This is a genomic window from Janibacter cremeus (genome assembly GCF_029395675.1).
GTDB lineage: Bacteria > Actinomycetota > Actinomycetes > Actinomycetales > Dermatophilaceae > Janibacter > Janibacter cremeus_A.
Window position 1 is genome coordinate 1622677 of record NZ_CP115184.1, and the last position, 12623, is coordinate 1635299.

Here is a 12623-nt window from a genome sequence, read left to right on the forward strand (position 1 = left end):
GTTGCGCGCCACCAGAAGTCATGGTTTGCTGTCAAACAACATCAAACAGCATCAAATGACATTCAACGTCGTCAAAGACAAGGGATCAGGTGTCGGGGGGATGGCCATGACACGTTCACGGACAGCACTGGGGCTGGCCTGCCTGCCAGGCGGACTGGTCGTCACGGCAGCGTTGGGCCAGAGCGCCGTGCGCCTGCTGGAGAGCACCTCCTCACGCGCCGGTGACCCCGCCGCCGCCGTCACGGGTCTGGCCGCCACCGGCGCGGCCCTCATCGCGGGCTGGCTCTCGCTGTGCCTGGCCCTGACACTGGCGGCCGGGCTGCCGGGAGCGGTCGGCGATGCCGCCCGTGGGCTGCGCGACCGGGTCACCCCCGCGCTCGTCCAGCGGTGGGCGGCCGTCGCCCTGGGTGCCTCGGTCGGCGCGACCATCGCACCGGGGACGGCCGTGGCGGCCGTGCGCACGAGCGAGGAGCCGGCTTCGTCCGCGCTCCCCGACCCCGCATTCGCACCGACCCCCGACCCCGCATTCGCACCGACCCCCGATCCCGTGCTCGCGGCGACCCCGGACCCGGGCAGGCAACGCACCACCGCCACGCCCGCACCGGGCTGGTTGGCGACGACGGGCGGTCCGACGACGCCGGTGACGCGCTCCGTCGCCGACCCCGGGTGGGTCCCCAGCCGGCCCCCGCGCCGTCACCGCACCGATCCGCAGCTGCTCACCGGTCGACAGCGCGCCGGTGCCGAGCAGCACACCGTCGTGGTCCGGCGTGGCGACTCCCTGTGGTCGGTGGCCGCCGCCCACCTGGGGCCGGCCGCGACCGACGTGGAGATCGCCCGGGAGTGGCCCCGGTGGCACGAGGCCAACCATGCGCTCATCGGCGACGACCCGCACGTGCTGCTCCCCGGGACGCAGCTCACTCCCCCACCCGCCACCTGACCACCGACCCGACACCGGAGAAGAAGGAACGCCATGACCGCCCTGCAGCCGCTGCACGTCCTGCCGTCACCACGCCACGCGCCGGCGGGGATCCCCCTTCCGACGCACGCACAGGGCCGGGCGGAGCGGGCGATGGCGGTCACGGCACCGGAGCCGTACGTGCAGGACTCACTCGCCGTGGACTTCGCCGCCGCCAGCGACGAGCAGCTCTTCGGTCCGCAGCCGACCCGGGCGTGCGATCTCCCCGACCCCCGGGAGTGGGCCGCACACATCGCCCAGGCCCTGGTCGAGGTGATGCACGGCATCCGGCCGCCGAGCCAGGTGATGCGGTGGTCGACACCGGAGGTCTACGCCGTCGTGGCCAGGCGCGGCTCCCGTGCTGCACGGCGTGCAGCGCGTCAGCGGGGGCAGCGGACCACCCACCGCACCCGGGTCACGCGCGTGCTCGTCTGCGAGCCCGCCGACGACGTCGTCGAGGCATCGGTCGTCCTCGTCGACGGTGAGCGGGTGCGCGCCCTGGCGCTCCGGCTCGTCGGTCGTGACAGCCGCTGGGTGGTCGAGGCCCTCCAGGTCGGCTGACGGCGCGACTACCTCCTCGCGGCCTTCTTCGCCTTCTTCGCCGCGGCCCTGCGCTGGGCACGGGACGTGCCTGCCGTGGAGGGCCCTGCTTCGTCGCGCTCCTCGACGCTGCCGTCCTCGGACGGTGACGAGTAGTGCAGGGGCTGGCTGCCGCGGGGTCCGTCGTCCAGGCCCTTGGCCGAGATGGTCGGACGCGCCCGGTCGCCCCCACCGCCGAGCAGCTCGTCGACGCTCTTGGGCTGCGTGGTCGACTCGGGGACCGTGGGCACCTCGACCTCGGTGTTGAAGAGGTACCCGACCGACTCCTCCTTGATGGCGTCGTTCATCGCCTCGAAGAGCTGGAAGCCCTCGCGCTGGTACTCCACGAGCGGGTCGCGCTGGGCCATCGACCGCAGGCCGATGCCCTCCTTGAGGTAGTCCATCTCGTAGAGGTGCTCGCGCCACTTCCGGTCGAGGACCGAGAGGACGACACGACGCTCGAGCTCGCGGGTGACCGGCTCGCCCAGGTCCGCCTCGCGACGGTCGTAGGCCTCGTGGATGTCGGTGACGATCTCCTCGCGCAGGTTCGCCGCGCTCAGCTGCGTCAGACCACCGGCGCCCTCGAGCAGGGTCTCCTTGTCCAGCCCCACGGGATAGATCGCCCGCAGGGCGGTGAAGAGGCGGTCGAGGTCCCAGTCCTCGGAGAAGCCGGCGTTGGTCTCGGCGTCGACGTACCCGCCGACGACGTCGGTCATGAAGTGGCGGATCTGCTCCTCGAGGTCCTCACCCTCGAGCACCCGGCGGCGCTCCTCGTAGACGACGGTGCGCTGTCGGTTGAGCACGTCGTCGTACTTGAGGACGTTCTTGCGCATCTCGTAGTTCTGGCCCTCGAGCTGGCTCTGGGCCCCCTCGATCGACTTCGTGAGCATCCGCCCGGCGATCGGGGTCTCGTCGTCGATCTTGGCGGTCGTCATCACCCGGTCGACGAAGCCCGCGTTGAACAGGCGCATGAGGTTGTCCTCGAGCGAGAGGTAGAAGCGCGACTCACCGGGGTCACCCTGACGGCCGGAGCGACCGCGCAGCTGGTTGTCGATGCGCCGCGACTCGTGGCGTTCGGTCCCGAGGACGTACAGACCACCGGCCTCGGTGACCTCCTCGTGCTCGGCCCGCACGGCCTTCTCCGCGGCCGCGAGCGCCTCGTCCCACGCGGCCTCGTACTCCTCCGGGGTCTCCTCCGGGTCCAGACCGCGCTGCCGCAGCTCGGCCACGGCACGAAACTCGGGGTTGCCACCGAGCATGATGTCGGTACCGCGACCGGCCATGTTCGTCGCCACGGTGACGGCGCCCTTGCGGCCCGCGTCGGCGACGATGGCGGCCTCGCGCTCGTGGTGCTTGGCGTTGAGCACCTCGTGCTTGATCCCCCGCTTGCGCAGCATCTGGGAGAGCAGCTCGCTCTTCTCGACGCTCGTCGTCCCGACGAGGACCGGCTGCCCGCTCGCGTGGCGCTCGGCGATGTCGTCGACGACCGCGGCGAACTTCGCCTTCTCGGTGCGGTAGACGAGGTCGGCCTGGTCCTCGCGGATCATCGGCTTGTTGGTCCGGATCGGTACGACCCCGAGGCCGTAGATGGAGTTGAGCTCGCCGGCCTCGGTCTGCGCCGTACCGGTCATGCCCGCGAGGGTGTCGTACATGCGGAAGTAGTTCTGGAGGGTGATCGTCGCGAGGGTCTGGTTCTCGTTCTTGATCTCCACCCCCTCCTTGGCCTCGATGGCCTGGTGCATGCCCTCGTTGTAGCGACGGCCCGCGAGCATGCGGCCGGTGTGCTCGTCGACGATGAGGACCTCGCCGTTCATGACGACGTAGTCCTTGTCGCGGGTGAAGAGCTCCTTGGCCTTGATCGCGTTGTTCAGGTAGCCGATGAGGGGGGTGTTGACACTCTCGTAGAGGTTGTCGATGCCGAGCAGGTCCTCGATCTTCTCGATGCCCGGCTCGAGGATGCCGACGGTGCGCTTCTTCTCATCGACCTCGTAGTCGCCCTCGGCCTCGATGCCGCGCATGAGGTCGGCTCCGTGGCCGCGCTCGAGCTTCTTGACCATCTTGGCGAACTCGACGTACCACTTGGTCGGCTGGTCGGCCGGGCCGGAGATGATCAGCGGCGTGCGGGCCTCGTCGATGAGGATCGAGTCGACCTCGTCGACGATGGCGAAGTTGTGGCCGCGCTGGACGAGCTCGTCGGTGTTCCACGCCATGTTGTCGCGCAGGTAGTCGAAGCCGAACTCGTTGTTGGTGCCGTAGGTGATGTCCTTGGCGTACTCCGCCCGACGCTGCGCCGGGGTCATCGACGAGAGGATGACGCCCGTCTCGAGACCGAGGGCACGGTGCACGCGGCCCATCAGCTCGGCCTGGTACTCGGCGAGGTAGTCGTTGACCGTGATGACGTGCACGCCCTTGCCCTCGAGGGCGTTGAGGTAGGACGGCAGGGTCGCGACGAGGGTCTTGCCCTCACCGGTGCGCATCTCGGCGACGTTGCCCATGTGGAGGGCGGCCCCACCCATGATCTGCACGTCGAAGTGCCGCTTGCCGATCGTGCGGCTCGCCGCCTCGCGGACCGCGGCGAAGGCCTCCGGCAGGATGTCGTCGAGGGTCTCCCCGTTCGCGAGCCGCTCCCGGAAGGTGTCGGTCTCGGCCCGCAGCTCGGCGTCCGAGAGCTTCTGGAAGTCCTCCTCGATCGCGTTCACCTGGGCGGCGATGCCCTCGAGCCGCTTGACGGTGCGGCCCTCTCCGGCGCGAAGGATGCGCTCGACGATCTTCACGAACTGATCTCCTGACGTGGTCGATCCGGGCACGGCGGAACGCCACGGCCCGAAGCAGTCTGCCCTACAGGTTAATGGTTGGCGGCCCCGCAACCGAGCGGGCACCCTCGACCGGCATGAACGACGGTCCGCTCCACGGGGTTCCCACCGCGGGCTGCGCCGGGGCCGCGCGGGTGCCCGGCGACGAGCGGTCGCGCCGAGGCGCGGGAACGGGACGACGCCTCAGGCGCCGGCCACGTCGTCCAACCCGAGCCAGTGCGCCATCAGCTCGAGCTCGGCACGCAGCTCGGCGCGGTCGCCGCTGCCGCCGCGACCCTCCTCCCAGGAGACCTGACGCGCCCTGAGCACCCCCGTGGCGCGATCGGCCTTGAGGTCGACGCGGCCGACCAGACGGTCCCCCAAGAGGAAGGGCAGGACGTAGTACCCGTGCACCCGCTTGTGGGCGGGGGTGTAGATCTCCAACCGGTAGCGGAACCCGAAGAGGGCCTCGGCGCGCGGGCGGTGCCACACCAGGCTGTCGAAGGGGGACAGCAGCGCCCTGGCCGAGACGGACCTGGGCCGACGGGCCCGCTCGTGCAGGTACCAGGGTCGGGCCGAGCCCTCGACGCGGACCTCCTCCAGCTCTCCGGCGGCCTGCAACCGGCCGAGGGCAGGGCGCACGTCCTCCCGCGGGAGTCGGAAGTAGTCCGCCAGGTCCGCCTCGGTCGCCAGCCCGTTGGCGCGGGCGGCGATCCGCACGAGCTCGACGTAGGCATCCTCGGGGGGCAGCCGCCGGTGCGGGTCCAGCCACGGGCCGGACTCCCCCTTCGGCACCACCGTGGCCAGAGCGGCGTAGCGCCGCTCGAACTGCGCAGTCCGTCCCGCCGAGGAGATCCGACCGGCCCAGAAGAGCTGCTCCAGGGCGTTCTTGACCAGGGACCAGTTCCAGCCCCAGTCCTCCTTCGGCCCAGAGCGCTCGTGCCCGAGCGCCGCCTCGATCTGTCGAGCGGTGCGCGGCGGGCCGGCCTCGACCTCGGCGAGCACGGCCGCGACCAGGTCCGGGTGGTCCTGGGCGACGCGTTGCATCCCGCCCCAGGACCCGTCGAGCGCCCGCTGCATCCGCGGGTGGTCCATGAGCGGCCACGTGCGCGGCGGCATCAGGCTCGCCTCGTGGGCCCAGTACTCGACCATCCGACGCGGCGCACGGTCGCGCATCCGGTCCAGCAGGGCCGGGTCGTAAGGGCCCAGCCGGGCGAAGAAGGGCAGGTACTGGCTCCGGGTGAGCACGTTGACGCTGTCGATCTGCACGAGCCCGACGGTGTCGAGCACCCGCTGCAGGTCGCGTGTCGTCACCGGCCGCTCGGGCCGGGCCCGGTCGAAGCCCTGCGCCGCGAGAGCGATACGACGGGCCTGGTCGAGGCGAAGGGGGCGTGCACTCACGCGCCCCAGCATGCCCTGACGCGCGGACGCACGCCACGACGCACGATGGGTCCCGGAGGGCGGCGCCACTGAAGCGCGGACGGAGGCGTGGGGGTGGCCCGACTCAGGGGCTGAGCTTGCGAAGCCCCAAGGGCCGCCCTCACCCTCCGTCCGCGCGACCGCGGGGAGGGCTCAGACCCGGGCCCCGGCGTCCTTGTCGAGGGCGACGCCGTCCACGGCTGCTGCGCCCAGGTCCTTGCCGTCGACGCCGTCCTGCACCTCGAGGTGGATCACCCCGTAGGACCAGCCACGGCGGCGGTAGACGACGCTCGGACGGTCGTAGTCCACGTCGTGGAAGAGGAAGAAGTCGTGCCCGACGAGCTCCATGCGGCGCACCGCCTCGGCGAGGTTCATCGGCGCGGACTCGTGCATCTTCTCGCGCACCTCGATCGGGCTGTCGCCGATGGTGCCGAACTGGTCGCTCTCCTCCTGGTCGGGCGTGGGCTGGTCGACCGACAGCGGCTCGGTCAGGTCCGCGGTCGCGGCGGCGACGGAGGTGCGGCGGCGGCCACGGCGGACATTGCGCTTGTCGTGGGCGCGACGCAGGCGCTCGAGGAGCTTGTCCGCGGCGAGGTCCACCGCTGCCTGGCGGTCGTCGTGACAGGCCTCGGCGCGGATCACGGGTCCCTTGGACCGGCACGTGATCTCGACGCGCTCGCTGACCTTCGCCTGGCGTGGGTTGGGCTCGTGACTCACCATGACCTCGATCCGCTGGACTCGCGGGTCGAGCTGGGAGACCTTCGAGAGCTTGCTCTCGACGTAGTCCCGCAGTCGATCGGAGACGTTGACATTGCGTCCGGTGATGGCAATTTCCACGGAGTCCTCCTGGGACATCGATGCTGCATGGGGGTACGCCTGGCGAGGGCGTGTCAGCCGGGGCACCACCTCCGTTCCCGGCTCGGCGGGGTGGCCGTGGCCGTTCGCGCGGCGGAGAACGCAACAGGACCCTGCGTCGTACCGGTCGTCCGGTCGAGAGCGGGGCCCATGACGACACGCTAGTCCGGACGCGACCGGAACGGTAGACCCGGGGGCGGAGATCGTCGCGGAGTCACCATCGCGACGGCGAGATCGACCCCGGCCGCACCCGCCTCGAGCAGCGCCCGACGGCCCTCGGTCAGGGTCGCGCCCGAAGTGAGCACGTCGTCGACGAGCACGATCCGCCGCCCCCGGACCCGGTGGGGGCGGCGCGCGGCCATGGCCCGGTCGAGGTTCGCGAGCCGGGCGGCGCGGTCCAGCCCGGCCTGGTCGGCCGTCCCACGCCGCACGCGCAGGCCCGGCTCGACGGCGGCACCCGGGCCGAGGAGGTGGACGGCCCGGCGGGCCAGCTGGAGCATCGGTTGGTCCCCGCGCCGGCGGATGGCTGCCGGTGAGGACGGGACGGGAACGACGAGCACCCCGCCGCGCGAGCCGCCCTGCAGGGCCGCCCGGCGCACGGCGTCGGCGAGCAGCCGGGCGAGCACGTCGGCGAGGTCCCGCCGGTCCTCGTCCTTGAAGGCGCGGACCAGACGCGCGGCCACACCCTCATAGCGAAGGGTGGCGTGGCACCCCGGCCAGCCGGGAGGGACCGGGCGGGGCGCGACCGGCCCCGGCGTCGGCACGGCGAGATCGCACAGCGCGCGACGACATCCGGCGCACACCGCCGGCCCCGGCCGATCGCACCCGGCGCAGCTACGCGGCAGGACGAGGTCCCCGGCCGCCGCCATGACGCTCCCGAGACGCACGGTGACCACGGGCACCAGCCTGCCGGGCCGGCGCGAGGGCAGCGCCCCCCTTCGTCCGGGTGTGGAAGCGACGCCGGACGGAGCGAGGCTGTGGAGGGGCCTCAGACGCCGGCGGTGACGACGCCGTCGATGGGCTTCAGCTCCTGCCACCGGCCGCCCGCACGCTGGAAGACGCGGCCCTTCCCGGTCCGGACGACGACGTCCTGGTCGTCGCCGGTGGTCGTGATGGCGACGCCGCCCGGGCGCGGGGTCATCGCCTCCACGGGCCCACCGACCTCCACGAGGTAGGGCTGCATCTCGTCCTGGTCGTTGCGTCGACCGATGACCGCCAGGGTGGACTGGCCCACCCACACCGCATCCAGCATCTCGACCAGATCGGCCCCGATGCGGAAGGCCTGGGGGGAGGTCGTGGTCGGCAGCCCGTTCGCCTGGCGGGCGATGCCCGAGACCTCCAGGGTGCTCCCCGTCCCCCGCTCCGCCTCGGAGATCACCGCGATCCTGCTCCCCTCGGGAGAGACGACGGCCGAGCGCACGAAGCGCGTGCCCAGCCACTGGGCCGGGACGTGCTGCGGTGCGGACTCGGCGCGGTCGGCGGGGTCCACGGTGGAGTTGATCGCCCAGAGCCGGTAGCCCTCCTCCCGGCCGAGGCCGGAGCCGCCGACCCAGAGCACGCCGCCGTAGTCGTAGCAGGGGCGGGTCATCGCCGCGGCGAAAGGGTCCAGGTGCACGACCTCGCCGTCGTCGAGCATGCGGTGCAGGACGTCCTGCGTGCCATCGAGCGCGGCCAGCTCCTTGCCGTCGGTCCGCAGCGCGAGATGGCGCCACCCCTCCTCCAACGGGAGGAAGGGGGACTCCTTGCGTCGGAGGTCCGCTGCGCCGACCGAGGCCAGACGGTCGTCCACCGGCACGACCCTGTCCCCGCGACGAGCGAGGACGATCGGGGTGTTCGTCTGGGTCCGGTCGACGAAACCGAGCTGCTCGGGCGAGGTGAGCGGCGCCGTCACACCGAGGTCGAGAGGCGCACCCGAGAGCGTGATCGCCACCTCCGTCACCCCCGGCAGGGACATCAAGGTGGCCACGAGCTGCGCCGCCAGCCGCTTGCGCGCCGTGGCGTCGTCGGTGACCGACTCACTCTCCAGGTCGACGACCGCCACCCCGTTGCGCACCGGCACCGCGTCGACGGCGAGCCGGGCGCCGATGTCGCTGGAGACGGCCTCCCGCAGGTAGCCGGGGATGCTCCCCAGCTGGGCGCGGGTCAACCGGGTCGCCAGCTGGTCCTGGGTCACCCACCGCTGGTCCACGACGAGGGCGTTCCACCCGATGGCCGGGTAGTGCACGGGGTACTCGCGGAAGATGTAGCCGACCTCGGACTGCTCGAGGAGTCGGCCGAACCCCTCCTGCAGCTCGTCGATGCGCCACTCGCCGTCGACGAGGTCGACGTGGAAGTCGAAGGCCGCGCCGTCGAAGGGCGGGGAGACGAGGTAGCGCCCGTCGGCGTTGATGCGCGCGACCACCCGCGCGCTCACGCGGAAGGCCCCGTCCCCCAACGGCTCGATCTGCGGGTCGCCGGTGTAGATCACCGTCTGGCTGTCCGGGATCCACCCCTGGGCGGTCGCCTGGGTGAGGTAGGAGCGGGTGACCTCCAGGCCCTCGCCGCTCGTGGACCCCGCGCGCAGGAACCCACGGATGACCTCGGCGGGAGAAGCGCCGGGCGAGGGCCCGTTGGGCGTGCGGGACAGCGGCTGCGGGCGCGGCCCGTCGATCGGCAACCCGGGCCGGATCGTCGAGTCGGTGTTCAGCCCGCAGCCGGCGAGCGCGCCCGCCACCGCCAGGCCGAGGGCGCTGCGGCGGGTCAGGTCCTTACCGGTCACGGGTGCCCACCCTCCCCCGGCAGACGGCCCTCACGCGGGGTCAGGGGCAGTGGTGACGTCGTGAGCGGGGCACCGGCCTCGCGCGGCACGGTGAGCCGGAAGCGGGACCCCTCCCCCGGCTCCCCCCAGGCCTGCAACCACCCGTGGTGGAGGCGGGCGTCCTCGAGCGCGATGGCCAGCCCGAGACCGGAACCGCCGGTGGTGCGGGTCCGCGCCGGGTCGGCGCGCCAGAAGCGGTTGAACACGAGCGAGGCCTCGCCGGCCTTCAGACCCACGCCGTGGTCCTGGATCATCACGGCCGCGGCGTCGTCGTTGCTGCCGACCCAGATGTCGACCGGACGGCCCTCGCCGTGCTCGATCGCGTTGACGACGAGGTTGCGCAGCACTCGCTCGATCCGCCGCGAGTCCACCTCGGCGACGGCCTTCTGCCCCGGCTCCCGGTGGACGACGACCTCGCTGCCGCGCGCGTCGGCGATCGACTCCGTCGCCCGCACGACCCGGTCGATGATCGCGTAGAGGTCGATCGGGTCCTGCTCGAGCACGGCCGCACCGGCGTCGTAGCGAGAGATCTCGAGCAGGTCGGCGAGCAGCCCCTCGAATCGGTCGAGCTCGTCGTGGAGCAGCTCCGCCGAGCGACCGGTGACCGGGTCCATCTCGTCCCGGGAGGAGTGCAGCAGGTCGGCGGCCATCCGAATCGTCGTCAGCGGCGTGCGCAGCTCGTGGGAGACGTCGGAGACGAAGCGTTGCTGCACCCGGGAGAGGCCCTCGAGCTGGCGGATCTGCGTCTGCAGGTTGTCGGCCATGTCGTTGAAGGACTGGCCGAGCAGGGCGAGGTCGTCGTGCCCGCGTGCCGACACCCGCTCGTTGAGGTGGCCCGAGGACAGCCGCTCGGCGGCCGAGGCCGCGCGGCGCACCGGGGTGACGACCATGCTCGTGACGATGTAGGCGATGCCCGAGACGAGGCCGATGAGGAAGAGCGCCCCGAGGACGAAGGAGCGGGAGATGATGCTCAGGGTGGTCTGCTCCTGGTCCATCGGGTAGATGAAGTACAGGTCGTGGTCACCGGCCGTCGGCACCTCGATCTGCGAGCCGACGACGACCGCGGGGACGGACTCGGTGTCGATCGGTACCCCGGTGATCGGCTCCGTCGACCCGTCGACGTCCGAGCGCTCCAGCTCGATGGTCATGGTCTGCTGCCGGGCCGGGTCGGCGGCCACCGCCTGGCGAAGGGCGGCGGGCACCTGGTCCAGGCCGACACCCTGCGGGTAGGCGACCGTGGAGATCGTCGAGGACTCGTTCTCCGTGCTCGGCGTGAGGATGACGTAGCGGCTGTCGTCGCCGCTGGGCGGTGCGAGGGTCCGCGAGACGAAGTCGGAGGTGGACACGTCCAGCTCACCGGGCTCGACGTCGGTGTTGTTGAAGTAGCTCTGGGCGCGGTCGGCCAGCTGGTGCGACTGGGCCTGGGCGAAGTCGACCCGGTCGTCGACGAGGCCGGCGGCGATGGAGCGGTACATCGTCAGGCTGATGATCGAGACGACGACCAGCCCGAGGAGGAGCGTGCTCGTGACCACCCGGAAACGCAGGGAGCGCCGCCAGAGGCCCACTGCGGCCCGCACCGCCCGCGCGACCGCGTGGTCGCGGGGCGGGGTCGCGGGACCCGACCCCTCGGCGCTCGACGCGTCCGAGGCCTCGGTCGCCTCGGAGGCAGGCGCCGAGGCCATGCTCAGGCCGACCCGGCCTTGTACCCGACGCCACGGACCGTGACGACGATCTGGGGGTTCTCGGGGTCGTGCTCGATCTTGCTGCGCAGCCGCTGGACGTGCACGTTGACCAGACGCGTGTCGCCGGCGTGCCGGTAGCCCCAGACCTGCTCCAGGAGGACCTCGCGGCTGAAGACCTGCCACGGCTTGCGCGCCAGGGCGACGAGCAGGTCGAACTCGAGCGGCGTCAGCGCCAGGGGCGTCCCGTCCCGCGTGACGGAGTGCCCGGCGACGTCGATGCTCAGGTCGCCGATCGTCAGTCGCTCCGGCTCCGGCTCGTCCCCGCGACGCAGGCGGGCCCGCAGCCGGGCGATGAGCTCCTGCGGCTTGAACGGCTTGACGATGTAGTCGTCGGCGCCCGACTCGAGGCCGACGACCACGTCGACGGTGTCGGTCCGGGCGGTCAGCATGACGATCGGGACCCCCGACTCCTGCCGGAGCCGCCGGCAGATCTCGATGCCGTCCATCCCGGGCAGCATGACGTCGAGGAGCACCAGGTCCGGACGGGCCTCGTGGAAGGCGTCGAGTGCCCGGGCTCCGTCGGCGACGTGCGCGACGTCCAGCCCTTCCTTCCGAAGGACGATCCCGAGCATCTCTGCCAGCGCCTGGTCGTCGTCGACGACGAGGACACGTCCCTTCACGGTGATCCCTTTCGCACGTGGTCTACTGCCCGCTCATCATCACACAGGCACCGGCGTGCACCGGGCAACCATCGCCGATAGCCTCGGGGTCGAGGTCCGGCGATCGGACCTGCGGACGAGGGAGCAGTACCCGCACCACGACAAGACTGACTCGCAAGGAGCTGTCATGTCCTGGCTCGTCCTCATCGTCTCGGGGATGCTCGAGGCCGTCTGGGCCACCGCCCTGTCCGCCTCGCGCGGATTCACCCGCCCGGGCCCCACCCTCCTCTTCGCCGTCTCCCTCGCCGCGAGCATGCTCGGTCTGGCGTGGGCCATGACCGACATCGCCACCGGCACCGCCTACGCGGTGTGGGTCGGCATCGGCGCCACCCTCACCGTCGTGTGGTCCATGGTGACCGGCGACGAGCCGGCGACCCGGGCGCGCGTCGCCCTGCTGGTCCTGCTCGTCGCCTGCGTCGCCGGGTTGAAGGCGGTCGCCTGATGCCGTGGATCGTCCTGCTCGTCAGCGCCGCCCTCGAAGCGGTCTGGGCCACCGCCCTGGGCCGCTCCGACGGCTTCACCCACCCCACGGCGACCGCCGTCTTCATCCTCGCCCTCGCGACCAGCATGGTCGGTCTCGGGGTCGCCGTGCGCACGATCCCCATCGGCACCGGGTACGCGGTCTGGACCGGGGTCGGCGCCGCGCTCACGGTGGCATGGGCCATGACCACCGGCGAGGAGACCTTCAGCCCGGCCAAGGCACTGCTCATCGCCGGGATCGTGGCGGCCGTCGTCGGGCTCCGGCTCGTCCCCGCGGACACCGAGGACTGACATGGCGAAGGGGGAGGCGCGCGCCTCCCCCTTCGTCCTGCTCGCTGGTCGTGC

The 12623-nt window shown here is 72.0% G+C and carries 11 protein-coding genes and 1 riboswitch; of the genes, 4 read left to right on the forward strand and 7 right to left on the reverse strand.

Going from position 1 to position 12623, the window contains the following annotated elements:
• Window positions 1-100 precede the first annotated feature (100 nt).
• Both O9K63_RS07565 and O9K63_RS07570 read left to right on the forward strand, forming a co-directional pair.
• Window positions 101-937 carry a LysM peptidoglycan-binding domain-containing protein gene (locus O9K63_RS07565; protein ID WP_277242026.1) on the forward strand — a complete coding sequence of 279 codons (837 nt, stop codon included), beginning with the start codon at window positions 101-103 and terminating at the stop codon, window positions 935-937.
• 33 nt (window positions 938-970) lie between these two features.
• Window positions 971-1516, forward strand: coding sequence for an Rv3235 family protein (locus O9K63_RS07570; RefSeq protein ID WP_277242028.1), 546 nt, complete (start codon window positions 971-973; stop codon window positions 1514-1516).
• An 8-nt stretch (window positions 1517-1524) separates the two neighbouring features.
• Here O9K63_RS07570 and secA read toward each other — a convergent pair whose 3' ends face one another.
• The 7 genes from secA to mtrA all read right to left on the reverse strand — a co-directional run bounded on the left by secA (window position 1525) and on the right by mtrA (window position 11759).
• Window positions 1525-4308 (reverse strand): preprotein translocase subunit SecA, encoded by a 2784-nt coding sequence (gene secA / locus O9K63_RS07575; RefSeq protein WP_277242030.1) that lies wholly within the window; start codon window positions 4306-4308, stop codon window positions 1525-1527.
• A 222-nt stretch (window positions 4309-4530) separates the two neighbouring features.
• On the reverse strand, window positions 4531-5739 hold the full coding sequence (locus O9K63_RS07580; RefSeq protein ID WP_277242032.1) for a winged helix-turn-helix domain-containing protein: 1209 nt from the start codon (window positions 5737-5739) through the stop codon (window positions 4531-4533).
• 159 nt (window positions 5740-5898) lie between these two features.
• The gene (gene hpf / locus O9K63_RS07585; protein WP_277242034.1) at window positions 5899-6582 is read right to left on the reverse strand and encodes a ribosome hibernation-promoting factor, HPF/YfiA family; all 684 of its coding nucleotides are present in this window, start codon (window positions 6580-6582) and stop codon (window positions 5899-5901) included.
• 179 nt (window positions 6583-6761) lie between these two features.
• Complete coding sequence (locus O9K63_RS07590) at window positions 6762-7496, reverse strand: ComF family protein (RefSeq protein WP_277242036.1); 735 nt, start codon at window positions 7494-7496, stop codon at window positions 6762-6764.
• 92 nt (window positions 7497-7588) lie between these two features.
• A complete protein-coding gene (locus tag O9K63_RS07595) occupies window positions 7589-9358 on the reverse strand; it encodes a GerMN domain-containing protein (RefSeq protein WP_277242038.1) in 1770 nt (589 codons plus the stop codon).
• Window positions 9355-11079 (reverse strand): MtrAB system histidine kinase MtrB, encoded by a 1725-nt coding sequence (gene mtrB / locus O9K63_RS07600; protein ID WP_277242040.1) that lies wholly within the window; start codon window positions 11077-11079, stop codon window positions 9355-9357. The genes O9K63_RS07595 and mtrB overlap by 4 nt, the downstream gene beginning before the upstream one ends.
• 2 nt (window positions 11080-11081) lie before the next feature.
• Complete coding sequence (gene mtrA / locus O9K63_RS07605; RefSeq protein WP_277242042.1) at window positions 11082-11759, reverse strand: MtrAB system response regulator MtrA; 678 nt, start codon at window positions 11757-11759, stop codon at window positions 11082-11084.
• A gap of 89 nt (window positions 11760-11848) precedes the next feature.
• A riboswitch (guanidine-III (ykkC-III) riboswitch) is annotated at window positions 11849-11915 on the forward strand.
• Between the two features lie 10 nt (window positions 11916-11925).
• Here mtrA and O9K63_RS07610 point away from each other — a divergent pair.
• Window positions 11926-12240, forward strand: a complete 315-nt coding sequence (locus tag O9K63_RS07610; protein WP_277242044.1) for a DMT family transporter — start codon at window positions 11926-11928, stop codon at window positions 12238-12240.
• On the forward strand, window positions 12240-12569 hold the full coding sequence (locus O9K63_RS07615; protein ID WP_277242046.1) for a DMT family transporter: 330 nt from the start codon (window positions 12240-12242) through the stop codon (window positions 12567-12569). Before O9K63_RS07610 ends, O9K63_RS07615 begins: the two co-directional genes overlap by 1 nt.
• Window positions 12570-12623 lie beyond the last annotated feature (54 nt).

Coding starts and splice junctions, on each gene's coding strand:
- O9K63_RS07610 (WP_277242044.1), top strand. CDS start 11,926: ATGTCCTGGCTCGTCCTCATCGTCTCGGGGATGCTCGAGGCCGTCTGG.
- O9K63_RS07615 (WP_277242046.1), top strand. CDS start 12,240: ATGCCGTGGATCGTCCTGCTCGTCAGCGCCGCCCTCGAAGCGGTCTGG.
- O9K63_RS07570 (WP_277242028.1), top strand. CDS start 971: ATGACCGCCCTGCAGCCGCTGCACGTCCTGCCGTCACCACGCCACGCG.
- O9K63_RS07580 (WP_277242032.1), bottom strand. CDS start 5,739: ATGCTGGGGCGCGTGAGTGCACGCCCCCTTCGCCTCGACCAGGCCCGT.
- O9K63_RS07565 (WP_277242026.1), top strand. CDS start 101: ATGGCCATGACACGTTCACGGACAGCACTGGGGCTGGCCTGCCTGCCA.
- mtrB (WP_277242040.1), bottom strand. CDS start 11,079: ATGGCCTCGGCGCCTGCCTCCGAGGCGACCGAGGCCTCGGACGCGTCG.